This window comes from Actinopolymorpha sp. B11F2 (assembly GCF_040195635.1).
Taxonomy (GTDB): domain Bacteria; phylum Actinomycetota; class Actinomycetes; order Propionibacteriales; family Actinopolymorphaceae; genus Thermasporomyces.
The window spans coordinates 99177-117255 of the sequence record NZ_JBEFTX010000020.1 but is presented as its reverse complement, the minus strand read 5'-3'; the positions used below and the strand labels follow the sequence as shown (position 1 = coordinate 117255).

Sequence of the window (18079 nt, the reverse complement as noted above, 5' to 3'; positions counted from 1 at the left end):
AGGAGCGTGGCAGGCGTCATGACCAGTGCGAGAGTGGTGCGACGGGTGGTGGCGATGGCGGGCGTCGTCGCCCTGTTGTGCGGTGTCGCCGTGTTGGGCGGACTCCGGGACAGCGCTGCGGAGGCGGCCGCCCCGGCGGGTCCCGATGGGCGCGACTACGTGAGTCTGGTCAATCCCTGGGTGGAGGCCGACATCGCGCGCTACTTCTTCTTCCAGTCGGCGAGCAACCCGTTCGGCTTCGTGAAACTGCGCCCCGACACGTCTACGCATTCCAGCGGGGGCACGGGCTACCGGACGACCGAGAACAACGTCAAAGGGTTCAGCCACATTCACGAATGGCAGTTCTCGGGCATCCAGGTGATGCCGACCTCCGGAGCGAGCGTCCCCAAGACCGAGGGCGACACCGGGTGGCAGTCGCACGTGGAGCACGACGACAGCGAGGTCGCCGAACCCGGCTACCACAGGGTCCACCTCGACCGCTATGACATCACCGCGGAACTGACCGTCACCGACCGCGTCGGGCTCCATCGCTACACCTACGGCCGCGCCGGACAGAGCGAGATCATCCTCAACCTCGGCGGGACCCTTGGCGAGGCGGTGATGAAGGACGCCAAGGTGACCAAGGTCAGCGGCACCGAGATCGAGGGGTACGTCAACCAGCGCGGCGGCGCCTACGCCGACCACGACACGAGGCTCTTCTTCGTGATGCGGTTCGACAAGCCCTTCAGTTCCTTGCACGGCTGGGCTGACGGCAGCCTGGCGCGCGGCGGCGCGGCGATCGACGGCCTCGACGGCGACAACATGGGCGTCTACGTCCGCTACAACCACCTCGACGCCGGCGAAGTGGTGCAGACGAAGGTGGGCCTGTCGCTGACCGGTACCCAGGGTGCGCGGAAGAACCTCGACGCCGAGCTGCCTGGTTGGTCGTTCGACGAGGTGAAGGAGGCCTCGCAACGCCACTGGAACGACATGCTCGGACGCATCGACGTGCGCGGAGGGACGCACCAGCAGCAGGTCAAGTTCTACACCGACCTGTTCCACGTGTTGTGCGGTCGCAGTGTCGTCAGTGACGTCGACGGCAAGTACATCGACGACACGTGGAACCACAACCAGGTCAAGCAGATCCCGCTGGACAGGCAGGGCAAGCCGAAGTTCGCGATGTACAACTACGACGCGCTCTGGCTCACCCAGTGGAACGTCAACTCCGTACTCGGCCTCGCGTACCCGGAGATCTACAGCAGTTTCGTCCAGTCGCAGCTGCAGATGTACGAAGACGGCGGCCTGCTCCCGCGCGGACCGATCGCCGGAAACGACTCGCTGATCATGACCGGATCGCCGGTCACGTCGTTCATCACCGGCGCGTGGAACAAGGGAATCCGCGACTTCGATCCCGATCTCGCCTACGACGCGATGCTCGACGCCCACTCGGTGGGCGGCCTGTTCGACAAGGGAGCCCTGGAGTACAAGGGGTGGACCGGAGCCGGCGGCATCCGCAGCTATCTCGACAACGGCTACGTGGCCTACCGGCCGGGTGGCGGGCTCAACGGTGCCGCCGGCCAGACCCTGGAGTACGCCTTCCAGGACTGGACGCTCGCCCAGCTCGCCAGGGAGCTGGACAAGGAAGGCATGAACGTCTCGCAGTTCGCCCGCGTCGAGGCGTCGTCCCAGGCGAGCGGCTCGCAGTGGGCGGCGGAGCGTGCCGTCGACGGCCGGCCGGTCCGGTCCGGCGGCGTTGCCGGTGAGGACGTCGAGTGGGCCTCCGCGGGTGAGCAGAAGCCGTGGATCACGCTCAGCTGGGACGAGCAGAAGACGATCAGGAAGATCGTGCTGAGCGACCGGGCCGACCCGACGTCCAACGTCAACTCCGGCCGGCTGACCTTCAGCGACGGCTCCTCGGTCAACGTCAGTGGTATCCCCGCCGACGGCACGAACAGAGTCGTCAATGTCGGCAGCAAGGACGTCTCCTGGGTCAGGTTCGAGGCGACCGGAGGCGCCGGGGCCAATGTCGGGCTCAACGAGATCGAGGTCTGGGATGACACCAACACCGCGAGGTACCTCCGCGACCGATCCCGCAACTGGCGGAACCTCTACGACCCGGCGACCGGGTTCATCCGGCCGAGGCATGCGGACGGGACGTTCCTGGAGGACTTCGACCCGTTGAGCCCGAGCGACTTCGTCGAGGCCAACTCCTGGCAGGCCACGTGGTTCACCTCCCACGACGTCATGGGACTGGCCAACCTGATGGGCGGGGAGGCCGCGTACGCCGACCGGCTCAACTACGCGTTCGAACGTGCGAAAGACTCGAACTTCATCGGCGTCTACGGTCAGGGCTATGTGAGCTACGGCAATCAGCCCGGCCTGCAGGTCGCTCACCTGTTCAACTACGTGGGCAAGCCGTGGTTGACGCAGTACTGGGTACGCCAGGTCAAGGAGAAGACGTACGGATCGATCTCGACCACCGACGGATACGGCCACCACGACGAGGACCAGGGCCAGATGGGGGCGACCAGTGCCCTGATGGCCATGGGACTCTTCGAGGTCACCGGCGGCGGTCACGAGCGTCCCGTCTGGGATATCACGTCACCGATATTCGACGAGATCACCATCACGTTGAACCAGGACTACTACCCGGGCAAGCAGTTCCGGATCGTGACGCACAACAACTCCGTGCAGAACATGTACATTCAGCGGGCGAACCTCGACGGCAAGGCCCTGGACCGGTCGTGGTTCCGGCACGACCAGCTGTCCGATGGTGGCACGCTGGAGCTGTGGATGGGCGACAAGCCCAACCGGAGTTGGGGAGTCGGCGAGTTGCCACCCTCTGAGTCGGCATCGGAGGGCGAGCAGCCGGTCTACGCGACCGACATCGCCATCAACGGTCCCGACCAGGTGGAAGAGCCCTATGGTTCCGTGCGGTTCGAGGCGGAGTTCGCGCCGGAGAACACCACCTGGCAGCGGGCGTTCTGGTCGGTGACGGAGCCGGACGGATCGCCGACCGACAAGGCGGTCATCGACGACGATGGCGTTTTGAAGGTCAACCGCCGCGACGGTGACGTGGTGGTGACGGCGACGAACTCCGACAGCGGCCCCACGGTGCGCGCGAGCAAGACTGTGACGCTCGACCTCGACGTCGCGCTGTTGCGGGGGAATGCCGCCCGCTGGCCGGGGGTGACGGCAACGGCGTCGTCGGAGTACAGCGACGGCTACCGCGCCGCCAAGGTGCACGACGGGGTGATCGGGTCGAAGGACGGCGGCGACTGGGCCTCCCGTGGCGAGCGGGCGCCGTGGGTCCAGCTGGACTTCGAAAAGCCGATCAAAGCCGACCGGATCGCGTTGTACGACCGGCCCGGCGATGATGACTCGAACGGTGGCACGCTGAGCTTCAGCGACGGCAGCACCGTCGATGTGACCGACCTTCCCCGCAACGGTTCGGCGAAGACGTTGACCTTCCCGATGAAGACCTTCGACCGGGTGCGGTTCCAGGTCGAGGGGGGCACCGGGCTCAACCCGGGCCTGTCGGAGTTCGAGGTCTACGCCGTGCCATCCGCACCGGATGCCCCGACGGACGTCTCCGTCCTCCGGGAGGGTACCGAGGCTCTCGTGTCCTGGGAGCCGCCGGCGTTCGACGGGGGTGCGCCGCTGACCGGTTACGTCGTGACGGCCTATCGCGACGGCGCGGCCGAGACGACGGTCGAGGTCGACGAGAACACCACGGAGGCGGTGGTCAGGGACCTGTCCGGGGCCGAGGCGTACGACTTCACGGTGGCCGCGCGGAACCTCATCGGGACCGGTCCGGAACGCGGGGAGCCCATCCTGGCGACCGATATCACCATCGTCGGGCCAACGGAAGTCGTGGAACCCTACGGCTCCGTGCGGTTCGACGCGGAGTTCACGCCGGCCGACACGACGCTGAAGAAGGCTACGTGGTCGGTGACCGAACCTGACGGTGAGCCGACGGACAAGGCGAGGATCAACGACGACGGCGTGCTCACGGTCAACCATCGCGACGGTCCGGTGCTCGTCACGGCGACCGCCGCCGACGCCGGGAAGGTGAGTGCGAGCACAACGGTGACCCTCGCGCTCGACCCGAGCCTGTTCCGGTCCAATGCCTCCCGCTGGCCGGGCGTGAGCGCGACCGCCTCGTCGCAGTTCAACGACGACTATCGTCCGGCGAAGGTGCATGACGGGTTCGGCGCATCGTCCGGTGAGTGGGCATCCGCGGGAGAGCAGAACCCGTGGGTACGCCTGGAGTGGAACGAGCCCATCCGGGCGGACAAGATCATGCTGTACGACCGGCCGGGAGTCGACGACGCGACGGGCGGCACATTGAGCTTCAGTGACGGCAGCAGTGTGGTAGTCGACGGGATACCTTCCGGCGGTGCTGCGAAGACGGTGACGTTCGAGGAGAGGGCGTTCACCTGGGTGCGATTCCAGGTCGAGGGCGGATCGGGGCCGAACGTGGGCCTCGCGGAGTTCGAGGTCCACGCCGTGCCGTCCGCGCCACAGGCGCCGAGCGACGTGGCGGCCGATCCTGAGGAGGGCGGAGCCGTGGTGACGTGGAGCCCGCCGGCATTCGATGGCGGCGCGCCGGTGACCGGTTACGTCGTCACGCCTTACCGGGAAGGCGTCGCGATGGACCCCGTTGCCGTCGATGCGGGCGGCGTCACCAGCGTGATGGTGCCAGGACTCACGCCCGGTCAGGCGTACGAGTTCAGCGTCGCTGCCACGAACATCATCGGATCGGGACCGGAGTCCGCGCGAACTGACCCGGTGGTTCCGTCATGACCGGCACGGAGGTCGAGATGAAGCGCGTGAGGCGATTCAGGGTTGGTCCCTTCGTGGCGGGCATCGCACTCCTGCTCGCTGGCCACAGCGCGGGCGGTGCCTCGCCCACCGCCGCGGCCGTGGCCATGTCGACGCCCCAGGAAGCTGGGACCGGGAGAGTTCTCACGTTCGGGCACTCCTATGTCGCAGGACTCGGCGCATCCAAGGCCAGCAAGGCCTGGCCATCGATCGTCGCTGCCAGAACGTGCCGGCCGCTCGTCAACAAGGCAAGGTCCGGGGATCTCTCCGCCGAGACCGAGAACCAGCTGTTGATGACGGCGAGCACACTCCTCCGCCCCAGCGATGTCGTTGTCATCGAGACCGGCATCAACGACGTCCGGTTGTTCGGCCCGGACGCGGATCTGCTGCGTCGGTACGGCCAACACCTCACCGAGATGGTGTCGTTCGTCCGTGCCATGGAAACGGGTAGCCGAGTCCCCGTGGTATTGGTGGCCGATCCGGGTATCGCGGACGCCGCGTGGGCGAAGTATCCGCCGTACGACAAAGGAAGCCAGGAGACCGCCGACGCCTACGCCCAGAAGCTGGAGAGCATCGCGGCGGAGTTCACGAACGTCACCGTGGTGGACGTCCGCTCCGAGTGGTCCGAGGCGCATATCGCCGTGGACGGCGTCCACCCCAACGATGCCGGGCACGCCCTCGTCGCTGGTGCGGTCGAGGATGTCCTGCGCGCCGGCGGTCTCGGCAGGTGCCAGCAGGTGGAAACGATCGATATCGACGGCCCGGATCTCGTCGACGAGCCCTACGCGTCGGTACCGTTCACGGCATCGTTCACGCCGGAGAGGTCCCTCCACCAGGCCGTGTGGTCTGTCACCGAACCCGACGGCACACCGACCGACAGGGCGACGATCCACGAGGACGGGATCCTGACCGTCAACCATCGCGACGGTGACGTGCTGGTCACCGCCACTGCGGCCGACGGCGCCGGAGCACAGGCCAGCGTGCTGGTGCAGATCGCCCTCGACACCGCGCTGCTTCGTGGCAACGCCGCGCGGTGGCCAGGCTCGAGCGTGACCGCGTCGTCGGCGTACAACAGCAGTTATGGACCGGAGAACGTCAGGGACGGCGTCATCGGGCAACCCGACAACGGCGACTGGGCCTCGGCGGGCGAGCAGAACCCCTGGATCCAGCTGGAGTGGGAGACGCCGATTGAGGCCGACCGGATCGTGATCTACGACCGTGCCGGCATCGACGACATCAGGGGTGGCACGCTGAGCTTCAGCGATGGCAGCACGGTCGGGGTGACCGACGTTCCGCCAGCGGGTGGGGCGAAGACGGTGACGTTCGGCACGAAGACGTTCACGTCGGTGAGGTTCCAGGTCGAAGGCGGGACCGGACCTAACACCGGGCTTTCCGAACTCGAGGTCTACGCTCTGCCGTCGCCGCCGGACATGCCCACCGCAGTCGCCGCGCGCGCGGGGAAGGAAAGCGCCACGGTGTCGTGGGATCCGCCCGCATTCGACGGGGGAGCGCCGATCACCGGATACGTCGTGACGCCGTACGAGGACGGCACGCCGCTCGACGCGGTCAACGTCGGCGTCGACACCACCGAGATCGTTGTCCCTGGGCTCACGTCTGGTCAGGCGTACACATTCACGGTTGCGGCGACGAGCCTGGCCGGCCACGGACGAAAGTCCTCGCCCACCGACCCCGTGATCCCTACCTAGCAACGTACGACGATCTACCTCGCCTGGCGAAGGTCGCTCGGAGTCATCCCGAAGTACGCACGGACCTGCCGGCTGAACAATGCGACGTCGACATAGCCGAGCGCCCGCGCGATCTCACTGACCGACATCGCCGACTCGCACAGCATCGAGCGTGCCTGCTCCATCCGCGACCGCAGGACGTACGAACGAAAGCTCATGCCGACTTCCCGGGCGAACAGGCGGCGAAGGTGGGTGGGGGACACTCGCGCCACCGCCGCGGCCGCCTGGATGGTCGGTCGCTCGGCGGGCCGTTCCCGGACGAACCGCATCACCGTCTGCACCCGCGGATCGACGATCTCCGGCGCGAGCCCGGCCGCAACCGCGTCTTGACAGACGATGGTGAGCAGCAGGTGGGCGAAGACGAGCCGCGCCTCGAGCAAGGCGAGCGGCCCGGCGCGTTCCATCAGGCGTACGACGCTCAACAGGGGTTCGTGGACGGCTCGGAAGTCGGTGAGCCGCAGGTGCCGGGAGGGCAGCCTGTCGGCGGGGAGATCGACGGGGACGCCGGTGGCCGGCGCGACCAGGGCGAAGTGGGCGAAGGTCACCGTCAGCCGATCGTCGGGATCCTGCACCATCCAACCCGTGTCGCCCGGCCGCAGGACGAGCAGCGTCCCGGGCGAGACCGTGACCGGCTGGTCGCCGATGGCACCTCTTCCGCGGCCCTTGCAGACCAGCCAGAGATCGAAGTCCTGCAAGGAGAAACGCCACGACCACTCCGGCCCACACCTGACGTGGCCGCAGTGCCGACTGGGTTCGGGAACGTACGTCCGACCAAGGGAGGCGGCGAGTTCGGTCCAGACGTCCCGGCCGCGGTAGTCCAGCCGATCGCCCATAGCCGGAGAGTGTAGGGGCGCTGGCGGCGATCCGGCCGGTCCTGGCCGGTGGCGGGCGCCTCGTCGCGGTGAGACCCCGGATCAGCCTTCGATGTAGTACTGCTCGGGGTTGGTCGGACCGGGCGTGTTGTACAGATGCGACTCCGGCATGGACTTCGGGACGTTGTGCATGCGATCCGACACGATGCCGTACCCCTCCTCCTCGAGGATCGTGCCGATGACGTAGAACTCCTCGCGCGCCATCGTGAGGATCTGCGTCATCAGCTCGGCGCGGCCACCTTCGTCGGGCGTCTGGCGCAGTTCGCGGTGCAGCTCCATCTGCCGGCGGGTCGTGGCCGGTGGTCGCAGGCCACTCTCGCCGTTGCTGGTGAACCAGGTGGCCCACGGAATCGCGAAGTTGGACTCGCCGCTGAACGGGAAGTACCACCGCGGGTCGAGCATGACGTCGAACTCCCGGCCACCCGCACCTGTCCAGACGGTGGCGTGGGGCTTGTTCGCCTCCTTGCGTTCGTAGAAGAGCGCGCGGTCCTCTGCCTTGACCCGCATCTCGACACCGACCTTCGCCCAGTAGTTGCGGACGAGTTGCATGGCATCGGTCCAGTACGGCACCAGCGCGGGTGAGGCCACCTCGACGTCGAAGGAGATCCGCCTCCCGCCTGGCAGGAGTCGGAACCCCTGCGCGTCGCGCCGGCGGTAGCCCGCCTCGTCCAGGAGTTCGTCGGCTTCGCTCTCGTCGTACTCGAGATACTGCGTGGCGAACGCCTCGTCATAGAAGGGTGACTCGCGCCGTGGTGCCGCCTGCCACGGCAGGCCCTGACGCTGGAAAACCGACGTGATGAGCTCCTGCCGGTCGATCGCATGCGACAGCGCGACCCGGACGTCCCTGTTCTGGAACAGCCGGCGCAGCTCGGGATCGTCGTGGGTGAGGTTCAGCGCGATGACCATCTGGTTCTCAAAGCATGGCTCGATCGTGAAGAAGTCGAAATGTCCCTTCTCGCGGTTCCCCGCCAGGACCGGCTTGTTGGTCAGCACGTTGATGTGCCGGGCCTGCATGTCGAGTTCACCGTTGCCGGCCTTGAGCAGGATCACCTGGTCGTTCTGGACGACGTCGTAGACCACGGAGTCGAGGTAGGGCAACTGCCGACCATCGGGATCGGTCTTCCAGTAGTACGGATTGCGTTCGACCACGACCCGGTTGGACTCGCCCACCGGAGTCGTCACCCGCCACGCACACAGGGTGGGCAGGTCGTTGTTCGCCCACGCGTTGGACTTGGCCGTGAAGAGCTCCACCCAGTCGGGAAAGCCCTCGTCCTTGGCCAGGGTTTCGGCATCCGGGTTGTACTTCCGGTGGAACTTCTCCAGGTGGTGGCGCGGAAGGCCGGTGAGCCCCGCTCCACCGCCGGTGGCGAGATTGTTGAGGAAGAGCCCTGACGGATCGGCGAACTCGAACGACACTGTCAGGTCGTCCACCTTCGTCACGCGGGCAGGGCCCTTCGCCGTCGTCAGGTAGAACGGAGGGCCTGCCGGATAGAGGGACTCGTCGCCGAACACGTCCGCACAGGCGAAGACGAGATCGTCGGCGCCGAAGGGTTCGCCGTCGGACCATCGCATCCCTTCGCGCAGGGTGAATTCGTAGGTCCGGGCGTCGGCGGATACCTCATAGCCTTCGGCGATGTTGGGGACCAACGTCGTCCACGCGGTATCCCAGCGCAACAGGCATTCGTACCCGACCGTACGCCCGAGCCACGGCGTGTCTGCCGGACCCAGCAGTGCCGACCGCCAGGTACCGCCGTAGACACCGACGCTGTCGACCGGCTCGACGACAAGGGGGTTCACCGGGAGGCGCTCGGCGAGCGAGGGGAGCTTCCCGGCCTTGACCTGTGCGGCCAGGTCGGGTGCCTCCTTGTCCTTCGTACGCCCCGATCCGCGGCCGTCCCCGCCGGATCCCTCGGGATCGGTGGCGAGCAGGTCGCAGCCGCTCAGCGAGGCGGTCACGAGCAAGGCAGATCCGGCCGTACGCAAGAGGTCGCGGCGACTCATGCGCTCGTCCCGCCCAGCCGTTGGGCCCATCCGCCTCATTCGCCGCTCCTCTCGCTGCGCCCCGTGGCTGTGGTTGTGCTTGTGGCGTTGGCAGAACGGGCAGCCGGATTCAGCACTCGGCTCCGTCGACCCACCCGAACGTCGCACGGTGCTCGTCGTCCGACGTCGACACCGCGGAGTCCACGGTGTAGTGGAACTGCAGCGCCCGGCGTCTCGTACGCGTGAAGTTGGTCGGGGTTCCATGCTGGAGCAGCCCGTCGAAGAGCAGGAGACCGCCAGGCGGGAGCGGTACGGCCACGCCCCTGTCGATGGACACCTCACCGTCGCAGATCTGCAGATCGCGCAGGAACGCATGCCGCACGGGCCCTTCGCGGTGCGAACCCGGGATCACCCGCATGCACCCGTTGTCGAGCGTGGCCTCGTCGAGCGCGATCCACACCCCGACGATGGGCGTGCCGGGCACCAGATGGAAGTACGCGTTGTCCTGGTGCCACGGTTTCTCCCGCCCGCCACCCGGCGGTTTGATCAGCGCCATCTCCTGGAACAGCCGCGGTTCGCCGCCGAGCAGCATGGTGACGACCCTCATGATCCCCGGGTCGTGCGCGACCGCCTCCAGCCGGGCGTCATGCCGGGCGAAGGACATGTACTTCCGGGTCGCATCGAGCCGCTCGTCCGGCGAGAGTTGGTCGAAGCGATCCTCCGCCCACTTTTCGTACTGGATGTCGGCAGGTGAGTCAGGACGGGCCAAGGAGGCCAGGCCGGCCATCAGGTCGGCGACGGCGCTTGGCGTGACGCCGCTTCGGATGGCGAGGAAGCCCTCGGCCCGGTAGTGCTCGATGGCCGTGCTGCTCACCGCCTGGAGATCGTCGAGTGGCTCAGCCACTCCTGGCGTACGGTACAGAACGTCGGTGTCGCCCACGATTCCCTTGTCGAAGCTCGCTGCCGCCGTCGTCATCCTGGCCTCCCGCATCGCCACGTCGGCTTCCACCCTAGGAACATCCCGGCCGGCCATCGAGAACGCGAACGATGCGTCCCTTGCACTGAATGCAGCATGGAGGGACGAGGCCGTCCGGATCCGGCCGGGCGGCAGGCGACGTGCGGTATCCGGCGCTTCAGCAGGTCAGGTCTGGAAGACGATCAGCCATTCGCCAGCACAGGGCACGTAGCCGAACCGGGCCGACATGACCTGGACGACAGGAATCATGTGCTGCGCGCCGTAGACCACCGCAACCGTGATCGGCTCGGTCCCGCGGTCCTCGTGGATCTTCGCAAGTGCGTCGATCAGGAGCCGGTCCCGTGCGTCGCCAAGGATCGCGTCGATGTCCTCGTCGCCTTCCGAGCCGCCCAGGCCATGATCGTCTTCCAGGGCGAGTTGCTGAGCGAGCCTGGCACGGGAGCCGAAGGCGAAGACGTACAGGATGAAGACCGGGAGCGTGAGCATGAGTAGCAGCCGGGTCAGGAGTGGAACCGTCCGCCAGCCCGCGTCGAACTCCTGGCCGGTCATGTCCGGTCGGAGCACCGGACGTCCGAGCGACCCGAGGTCGAGATGCTGCTTCATCAGTCCGAGCCTGCCTCGGCGCACGAGGCGGTAGGACAATGTCAGCAGGGAACCGCTGCGGGATCTGCCTCGGAGCCCTTCCGCGACGATCAGATCGCAGTCGCGTAGGCGGTCCATGACTGACGTGTAGAACGATGGCTCACCGAGGTGGACCATGGGAAACAGGACGAACCGAAGAGGGGTTCCCGGCCTGCGTAACTCGATGACCGCTGACCGCAGTCCCATCCCCGCCTCGAGCAGTTGCATGATCAAAGGGCAGCACAGGCGCGTTCCGCGCGTGGTCGATCCGTTGTACTGGCCGGATGAGGCCGGAGTCGGGTGGCGGGGAGTCGCCCGTACGACGCCGAGGCAACCGGCGCCCTTACCTGGTCGGAGGCGGAGGAGGTAGCGAGATGCGGGTCGAACTGCTGGACGGCGACATCACCGAGCAGTCCGTGGACGTGATCGTCAATGCCGCGAACCCGTCGCTCCTCGGCGGAGCGGGCGTCGACGGGGCCATCCACCGGCGTGGCGGACCGGCGATCATCGCCGAGTGCAAGGCGCTTCGTACGTCCCAGTACCCCCGTGGACTCCCCATCGGCGAGGCCGTTGCGACCACGGCTGGCGAGCTTCCCGCGCGGTGGGTCGTGCATACGGCCGGACCGGTCTGGAGCGCATCAACAGATCGGAGTGATCTGCTCCGCGCGTGCTACCGGAGCGCGCTGCTCGTCGCGGACGGGTTGCACGCGGCGACTATCGCGTTTCCGCTGATCTCCGCTGGAGTCTACGGTTGGCCGGTCGAAGATGCGGCGCGCCAGGCGCTGAGTGTGCTCGTACCCGCGGAGCCGGATGATCTCGTCGCGGCGCGGCTGGTCCTCTTCGGCGGCAGGGCGTACGAGACGGCATTGGCGGTCCACGAAGAGCTGGATGTGTAGCGCCCTGGCCCACGTGGCTTTTGCTCATGGTGTAAGGGGAAACTCGGTTCCGGCGGCAGGTGGTTTCGGGTGGCGTCCGGTTGCGGTCATGATCGGTTGGGTCACGAGGCGAGGGTGTCAACGGACACTTGCCAGAGCCGCGCCGCGGCCTCGGGGTCGAGTGCGTACGCCGCGACGCCCGTCATCGTGCCTGGCTGGTGAGGTCCGGCTTCGTTGCAGTCCTCGAAGTATCGCCCGCCCACGCCCGCAAGCAGGGGTGAGGTCGCGAGGAGCACTGACGTCGCGGCGCCCTGTTGAGGCGACTTCCAGGCATAATCCGCGGCTCCGAGCTCGGCCCGCAGCCGATCGAGCTCCTCGTCGGTGACGTAACGCTGCAGGGCGGTGGGAATGGCTCCCGGCATCAGCGCGTTCACGGTGACTCCGTCGCCGCCCCAACGTTTCGTCGCCTCGACTGCGAAGAGCACGTTGGCGGTCTTGGACTGCCCGTACGCCAGCCACGGATCGTAGGCTCGGCTGCGAAAGTGGATGTCGTCGAAGACGACGGGCGACTGCAGGTGTGCGCTGGAGCTCACGGACACGACACGGGCATCGTCGGCAGCCGACAGCGCACGTTCGAGGCCGTTGGCGAGCGCGAAGTGGCCGAGATGGTTGGTGGCGAACTGGAGTTCCCACCCTGCAGGCGTACGCATCAGAGGCGTCGCCATGACACCGGCATTGTTCACCAGAACGTGCAGAGGACCGCTCCAGGCGGCGACGAACTCGGCGACGGACAACGGATCGGCCAGGTCCAGCGGAGCAACGACAACCTGCCTGTTGCCGGTCGCGCCGATGATGTCCTCTGCCGCGCGCTCGCCGGCTTCCTGGTTGCGGACCGCCAGAGTGACTTCGGCGCCGGCGCTCGCGAGTGCGCGCGCCGTTTCGATCCCGATGCCGGACGAGCCGCCGGTGACGATGGCGCGGCGGCCGCCCAGATCGATACCCGCCACGACCTCGGCAGCAGTCGACTGGGCGTTGCAGGGTGTGGTGAGGAGTCTTGTCGCGGTCATGCTGATGCCCCAGATGGTCCATGGCCGTCGCGACGACGACGAACACGTGGTGTCGGCGACTTAGGCCCGGCTGCGCATCAACCTCTTCACCCAATCAATCACAGCCAGGTCGCAAGAACAAGACTTGAATATCGTCCGCCTGGACCCGAACACTGTGGGGGCGTCATGGTCGCAATTTCCGACTGATGCAAAGAATGGGATGGGCTGTGGGAGAAGGCGTCATTAGCAGAGAACGACAGGTCGACCGGGTCCGCGAAGTGCGCCGACAGTTGGGTCAGGACGGCCCGCCATGGACCCGCGCGCACGAAGGTGACTTCGAAACCGTCACGGTTCCCCAGCACGACTGCGACCTCGTGCGCGATCTGTTGATCGCCGAAGGCGTGGGGAGCATCGTCGAGGTCGGGCTTGCCTATGCAAGCTCGGCCCTCGCGATCGGCGAAGCACTGCTGTCCGGCGAGGCGGAAACGCCGAGCCACGTCGTGATCGATCCCTTCCAGGCCACGGAGTGGTCCTACGTGGGGTGGGAAATGATCAGGTCTGCCGGTCTGGACGGGACTACAACGCTCATTCTCGAACCTTCCTCGGTGGCACTCCCGCACCTGATCTCGGAGAAGTTCACCGCCGATGCGGCATTTGTCGACGGGAGTCATCGCTTCCATGAGGTGTTCGTCGATCTCTATTTCCTCCGCAAGATCGTGCGCCCCGGAGGAGTCATCATTCTCGACGATCACTGGTGGCCCTCGGTCCATACCGCCGAGCGCTACTACGAAACCAATATGGGATGGCAGGCGATACCACACGCGTTCGACGGCGGCTCGGTGCGCGATGGGACGGGACGCCATCGTACGCAGGCGTTCCGGTTGCCCGATCCACCGTTCGAACCTGACTTCGACCGCTTCAAGCCATTCTCGTGAGGTCCTTTCCTGCGGCGTAACAATTCTCGTGAGGCCCTTCCTTACGGCGTCACGATGAGGCCGTTTCGGCCAACCGAGCCTGCACGCGGCGACCACGACGCCATCAGACCTGTGCGGGTGTCTCCTGTGCGCTGATCGCCTTGCCGAGCATCTGTCGAGGCTGTGGTCCAGTGTTGGGAGAGGCGGTGTGGAAGATGTGCAGATGGGTGAGCACGACGTCTCCTGGCCATCCGGTGAGCTCCGTGACCTCCACCGGTATGCCGTCGATCTCGCGGGTCTGACCGACGAGTGAGCGGCCGCCGTCCGGCATCCTCTTACCCTCGAGCAACTGGGCGAGCCACGGATCGTGTTTCATGAACGGGCGCCAGTTGGTCTTGCCGCCACCGGTGCCTGGAGGAAGCTTCGTACGGTATCGGTCGACGAGGCGATGGCTGCCGGGCAGGACCATGGTGCCGCCGCCTTCGGGGCCGACCTCGCCGAAGAACGCGAACAGCTTGACGGCGAACACCGGCCAGGTCGATTTCTCAAAGCCGCAGTCCATGTGCCAGGCGTCCGGCAGCACCCACGGTCCGGGCTGCGGAAGGGTGCAGAGGACCTGGGCGCCGGGCTTCGGTGGGGTCCAGCCGCCCACTCCGAAGATCGCTTCAAGGGCGGTGAGGAGCGCGGCATTCTCGATCAGCGGAAGGAAGGCGCGATTGCGCTTGAGGCCCTTCCAGCTGACCCCCGGGTAGGCGCCCTCCGGCCAGGTGGAGGGGTCGTCGAATCGCACACCCGCCTTGTGGTGGGCATACCTCCAGATGACATCGCGCATCGCGGCGGCTTCGTCGGGTGTGAATGCCGCGTCCATCCGGATGACGCCGGTCTCCTCGAACCGATGTCGAATCTCGTCTGCATCCATCCTCGTAGTGTGCTGCGGCAAACTCGGCGGCACACCTGGATTTTTTGCGCGTACGCCTCGACTAGGAACATCTGCGACAAGGCCGTACTTGTGCCGAAAGGGGCCTGCAGAAGCCTGACACAAGGCGGACATCGTGCTGGTCCGGCCTCGCTCTACGCAGCGGCGTTTCGTACCCTGGACCCTTCGCTCAAGGAGTCGCCGCGTGCATAGTCATTCACACGCCCGAATCATCGCCATGCCTGACCGGATGCGCCTGCTGCGGGACGTCGCCGGCCATGTCGGTGAGTCGATGATCATTCCACTGGCGCTGTTCTACGGCATTCTCGTCAGCGTCGGTTTGCAGTTCGCCCTGATCGGTGCCCTTTCGTGGGCGTATCTCGCGGTTGCGGTCCGGCTGGTCCAGGGCGGTCGCCCCCCGGCACTGTTGCTGGCCACCGCCGCCTTGGCCACGCTCCAGGCGGGCCTTACTACCGCGGCGGGATCGCCCGTCGTGTTCCTCCTGCAGCCAACCGCCGCGACCTATCTGTTCGCGGTGGCGCTGCTCATCACGGTTCCGCTTGATCGTCCGCTCATCCAGCGACTGGCTCACGACTTCTGCCCGCTGCCGCCGGAGGTGGTGAGCTCGGCACCGCTACGCCGTTTCTTCCAGCGGCTTTCGCTGCTCTGGGCATCGGTCCTGCTGATCAATGCCAGCGTGACTCTCGGCCTACTGCTCACCACCCCCACCACGTGGTCCGTGCCGGTGGCGACCGCCGCCTCCCTGCCGGTGGCCGCGGTGGGCATGTTCATGTCGTACGCCTGGTTCCGCAGCACCCTTCGGGCCGGTGGCTACCGCCTCGTCTGGGGCACCCGCCCGGTCGGGTAGAGCCGACCGTCACTGCCCGCTGAACAGGATCAGGTTGCCGTCGGGGTCGCGGACGACGAACTGCTGCGCGCCCCAGGGTTGACGTTTGAGCGGCTGCTGGAAATCAGCTCCACGCGCGGAGAACTCGGCGTACAGCGCCTTGACGTCGGCGACCGTGATCGCCGCGGCGAGCAGCTGTTCCCGCTCACGCACCTCTGCGATGAAGACCGGTTCGCAGACGAAGCGGAGGTTCAGCCGCACCTGGTCGCGCATGACCTGGCCGTAGAAGGGCGGCTCTCCGTGGGTGAAGACGGTCGAGAACCCCAGCGTGTGCTCGAAGAAGGCGCAGGACGCCTTGATGTCGGCCACGAAGAGCTGAGGTTCGGCGCCGGTGAGGATCGACTGTGCGGTAAGGGATTCGGCGGTGTCGGACATGGCTGCGGCTCCTGACGTGAGTCCGGCCCAGGTCTCGAACCCGGCTTCACGGGCCAGCAGCAGTTGAGCCTCACCGAGTGCGAAGGGCCGCGCGAGAATGTCCGCGTCGCTCAGGCCGCGATAGCGCGGGAGGACGGCGCGGATCCTGGCGGCGACGGAATAGTTCCGCTCGCGATGCCAACGGACCAGCTGCTTGGCCTGCTTTTTCAGGTTCTCGACATTGGGCATGGGGCGCTCTACCGGTGTGATCGTCGGTGGGTGGGCATTGCCCTTTCGGCTATTGCCGATGCGCCCTACAGCAGCGGCTGTATTTTCGGCACGGAACAGCAGCCGTGTCAACAGGTGCGATCCCGGCTCATCGGCCGAGGTTCCGGACCTTCTGTACGCCGAGCGGGAGGAAGATCACGGTTCTTGAGGCCTTGAGGCGATGATCGACCAGAAGCCACGAAAGCCACGAAAAACCGACGAAAGCCCACCGAACGCCGCGAACGCGTCGAACGCCGCGAACGTTGTGAACGCCGCGAACGCCGCGCGGGTCGCGCAACTCGCGCACGTCCCGCGCCTGAGCGTTCAGGCCGTCCGGCTCCCTGGCGGAAGCCAGGGCTCGTTCGTTCGTACGAGCAGTGTGCGCGCTTACCCTAGGGGGGTATAGTGTGGCGTCGTACGCACCGAACGGACGGGAGAAGCCTCATGGCCGGCTACACCAACGGCAAGGATGACCACCTGAAACGCCTTCGCCGGATCGAGGGCCAGATCAGAGGACTGCAGCGGATGGTCGAGAACGACCAGTACTGCATCGACATCCTCACCCAGGTCACCGCCGCGACCAGAGCCCTGCAGTCGTTCTCGCTCGAACTCCTCGACGAGCATCTCGCGCACTGTGTCGTCGACGCCGCGCGGGCAGGTGGCGTGGAGGCGGACGAGAAGGTCCGTGAGGCGCAGCAGGCGATCGCCCGGCTGGTCCGGTCCTGACCTGCGACGCCAATCCCGAGAGGACGAAATCCCGTGCGAAAAGCACCAGTCACCCTGGCGGCGTTCGCGATCGCACTCGGCGCGACGTTCGGCGTGGCGTTCGGTGCCGGACGTCTTGTCGACCCGGGGATCGACCTGGCGGCGGATCCAGCCGGCGCCGATGCGACGCCCCAGAACGGCCACGCCGACATGGCCGCGGACAGCCCAGAAGACAGCCCAGAAGAGAGTCACGCGGGCAGCCCAGAGGGGACTGAACCGGGCAGCTCGAAGTCGGGCGAGCAGAGCGTCCCGGACGGCCTCCAGGTCTCTCAGGACGGCTACTCCCTCGAACTTCTCGACCAGCCCGCCAGGCCTCGCGCCCGCGGCGAGCTCGCGTTTCGAGTCCTCGGGCCCGACGGCAAGGCGGTGACCGAGTTCACCCGAGCCCACGAGGCCGACCTGCACCTGATCGTCGTACGCCGTGACATGTCCGGGTTCCAACATGTCCATCCGACCCTCGACGAGGACGGGAACTGGACCGTTCCGTTCACGTTCCCTGACTCTGGGTCCTACCGGATGTTCGCCGACTTCGACCCCGCCGGGGCGCAGGAGGCGTTGACGCTCGGCATCGACGTGTTCGTGCCCGGTGGCTTCACACCTCGTCCGTTGCCCGAGCCCGCGCGGTCGGCGGCGGTCGACGGCTACACCGTGACATGGAAAGGTACGCCGACGGCCGGCAAGGCCAGCCGGGTCACGTTGACGGTCAGCGCCGACGGCCGGCCGGTGACCGACCTGCAGCCCTATCTCGGTGCGTACGGCCATCTCGTGGCTCTGCGCGACGGTGACCTCGCCTATCTGCACGTCCATCCGGTCGAAGAGGCGGACGACCCTGGCGCGCGGCCGGGACCCGACATCACGTTCGTGGTGGAGGTACCGTCGCCCGGCGCCTATCGGCTCTTCCTGGACTTCCGCCACGACGACGCCGTACGCACGGCTGAGTTCACGGTGCGGGTCCCACCGGGCGGCGAGGCGCCGACCCCATCAACCAGCGAGGAGGACGACGGTCATGGCCATTGATCGCGGCGACCGGACCGAGCT

14 protein-coding genes are annotated in these 18079 nt (G+C 66.9%); 7 read left to right on the top strand and 7 right to left on the bottom strand.

Going from position 1 to position 18079, the window contains the following annotated elements:
- Nucleotides 1–18: 18 nt before the first annotated feature.
- Both ABN034_RS28685 and ABN034_RS28680 read left to right on the top strand, forming a co-directional pair.
- Nucleotides 19–4785 (top strand): glycoside hydrolase domain-containing protein, encoded by a 4767-nt coding sequence (locus ABN034_RS28685; protein WP_349694101.1) that lies wholly within the window; start codon nt 19–21, stop codon nt 4783–4785.
- Entirely contained in the window at nt 4782–6509 is a 1728-nt protein-coding gene (locus ABN034_RS28680) for a DUF7402 domain-containing protein (RefSeq protein WP_349694100.1), read from the top strand. Before ABN034_RS28685 ends, ABN034_RS28680 begins: the two co-directional genes overlap by 4 nt.
- A gap of 14 nt (nt 6510–6523) precedes the next feature.
- On the opposite strand, the gene ABN034_RS28675 is transcribed toward ABN034_RS28680, so the two are convergent.
- The 4 genes from ABN034_RS28675 to ABN034_RS28660 all read right to left on the bottom strand — a co-directional run bounded on the left by ABN034_RS28675 (nt 6524) and on the right by ABN034_RS28660 (nt 11225).
- The gene (locus ABN034_RS28675) at nt 6524–7381 is read right to left on the bottom strand and encodes a helix-turn-helix transcriptional regulator (protein WP_349694099.1); all 858 of its coding nucleotides are present in this window, start codon (nt 7379–7381) and stop codon (nt 6524–6526) included.
- Between the two features lie 81 nt (nt 7382–7462).
- Nucleotides 7463–9421 carry an ABC transporter substrate-binding protein gene (locus ABN034_RS28670; RefSeq protein ID WP_349694098.1) on the bottom strand — a complete coding sequence of 653 codons (1959 nt, stop codon included), beginning with the start codon at nt 9419–9421 and terminating at the stop codon, nt 7463–7465.
- A 109-nt stretch (nt 9422–9530) separates the two neighbouring features.
- Nucleotides 9531–10376: a phytanoyl-CoA dioxygenase family protein gene (locus ABN034_RS28665; protein WP_349694097.1), complete on the bottom strand. Its 846-nt coding sequence runs from the start codon at nt 10374–10376 to the stop codon at nt 9531–9533.
- A gap of 165 nt (nt 10377–10541) precedes the next feature.
- Nucleotides 10542–11225 carry a hypothetical protein gene (locus ABN034_RS28660; RefSeq protein ID WP_349694096.1) on the bottom strand — a complete coding sequence of 228 codons (684 nt, stop codon included), beginning with the start codon at nt 11223–11225 and terminating at the stop codon, nt 10542–10544.
- A gap of 146 nt (nt 11226–11371) precedes the next feature.
- Between ABN034_RS28660 and ABN034_RS28655 the strand changes: the two genes are divergently transcribed.
- A complete protein-coding gene (locus ABN034_RS28655; RefSeq protein WP_349694095.1) occupies nt 11372–11893 on the top strand; it encodes an O-acetyl-ADP-ribose deacetylase in 522 nt (173 codons plus the stop codon).
- A 101-nt stretch (nt 11894–11994) separates the two neighbouring features.
- Here ABN034_RS28655 and ABN034_RS28650 read toward each other — a convergent pair whose 3' ends face one another.
- Nucleotides 11995–12939 carry an SDR family NAD(P)-dependent oxidoreductase gene (locus ABN034_RS28650; RefSeq protein WP_349694094.1) on the bottom strand — a complete coding sequence of 315 codons (945 nt, stop codon included), beginning with the start codon at nt 12937–12939 and terminating at the stop codon, nt 11995–11997.
- 206 nt (nt 12940–13145) lie between these two features.
- Between ABN034_RS28650 and ABN034_RS28645 the strand changes: the two genes are divergently transcribed.
- Nucleotides 13146–13853, top strand: a complete 708-nt coding sequence (locus tag ABN034_RS28645) for a class I SAM-dependent methyltransferase (protein WP_349694093.1) — start codon at nt 13146–13148, stop codon at nt 13851–13853.
- A gap of 103 nt (nt 13854–13956) precedes the next feature.
- Here ABN034_RS28645 and ABN034_RS28640 read toward each other — a convergent pair whose 3' ends face one another.
- Entirely contained in the window at nt 13957–14751 is a 795-nt protein-coding gene (locus ABN034_RS28640; protein ID WP_349694092.1) for a phytanoyl-CoA dioxygenase family protein, read from the bottom strand.
- Nucleotides 14752–14953: 202 nt separating this feature from the next.
- Here ABN034_RS28640 and ABN034_RS28635 point away from each other — a divergent pair, with 202 nt between their 5' ends.
- A complete protein-coding gene (locus ABN034_RS28635) occupies nt 14954–15616 on the top strand; it encodes a VC0807 family protein (protein ID WP_349694091.1) in 663 nt (220 codons plus the stop codon).
- 9 nt (nt 15617–15625) lie between these two features.
- Here the strand turns inward: ABN034_RS28635 and ABN034_RS28630 are convergent, their stop codons facing one another.
- Nucleotides 15626–16258, bottom strand: coding sequence for a bleomycin resistance protein (locus ABN034_RS28630; RefSeq protein ID WP_349694090.1), 633 nt, complete (start codon nt 16256–16258; stop codon nt 15626–15628).
- A 462-nt stretch (nt 16259–16720) separates the two neighbouring features.
- Between ABN034_RS28630 and ABN034_RS28625 the strand changes: the two genes are divergently transcribed.
- Both ABN034_RS28625 and ABN034_RS28620 read left to right on the top strand, forming a co-directional pair.
- Complete coding sequence (locus ABN034_RS28625) at nt 16721–17002, top strand: metal-sensitive transcriptional regulator (RefSeq protein WP_349330525.1); 282 nt, start codon at nt 16721–16723, stop codon at nt 17000–17002.
- Nucleotides 17003–17035: 33 nt separating this feature from the next.
- Nucleotides 17036–18058: a DUF8832 domain-containing protein gene (locus ABN034_RS28620; RefSeq protein WP_349694089.1), complete on the top strand. Its 1023-nt coding sequence runs from the start codon at nt 17036–17038 to the stop codon at nt 18056–18058.
- Nucleotides 18059–18079: the final 21 nt, after the last annotated feature.

Bases quoted from the DNA above. Each gene is read 5' to 3' on its own strand.
- ABN034_RS28670 (WP_349694098.1), bottom strand. From the start codon at position 9,421: ATGAGTCGCCGCGACCTCTTGCGTACGGCCGGATCTGCCTTGCTCGTG.
- ABN034_RS28655 (WP_349694095.1), top strand. From the start codon at position 11,372: ATGCGGGTCGAACTGCTGGACGGCGACATCACCGAGCAGTCCGTGGAC.
- ABN034_RS28680 (WP_349694100.1), top strand. From the start codon at position 4,782: ATGACCGGCACGGAGGTCGAGATGAAGCGCGTGAGGCGATTCAGGGTT.
- ABN034_RS28665 (WP_349694097.1), bottom strand. From the start codon at position 10,376: ATGACGACGGCGGCAGCGAGCTTCGACAAGGGAATCGTGGGCGACACC.
- ABN034_RS28625 (WP_349330525.1), top strand. From the start codon at position 16,721: ATGGCCGGCTACACCAACGGCAAGGATGACCACCTGAAACGCCTTCGC.
- ABN034_RS28630 (WP_349694090.1), bottom strand. From the start codon at position 16,258: ATGCCCAATGTCGAGAACCTGAAAAAGCAGGCCAAGCAGCTGGTCCGT.
- ABN034_RS28675 (WP_349694099.1), bottom strand. From the start codon at position 7,381: ATGGGCGATCGGCTGGACTACCGCGGCCGGGACGTCTGGACCGAACTC.
- ABN034_RS28650 (WP_349694094.1), bottom strand. From the start codon at position 12,939: ATGACCGCGACAAGACTCCTCACCACACCCTGCAACGCCCAGTCGACT.
- ABN034_RS28640 (WP_349694092.1), bottom strand. From the start codon at position 14,751: ATGGATGCAGACGAGATTCGACATCGGTTCGAGGAGACCGGCGTCATC.
- ABN034_RS28660 (WP_349694096.1), bottom strand. From the start codon at position 11,225: ATGCAACTGCTCGAGGCGGGGATGGGACTGCGGTCAGCGGTCATCGAG.
- ABN034_RS28685 (WP_349694101.1), top strand. From the start codon at position 19: ATGACCAGTGCGAGAGTGGTGCGACGGGTGGTGGCGATGGCGGGCGTC.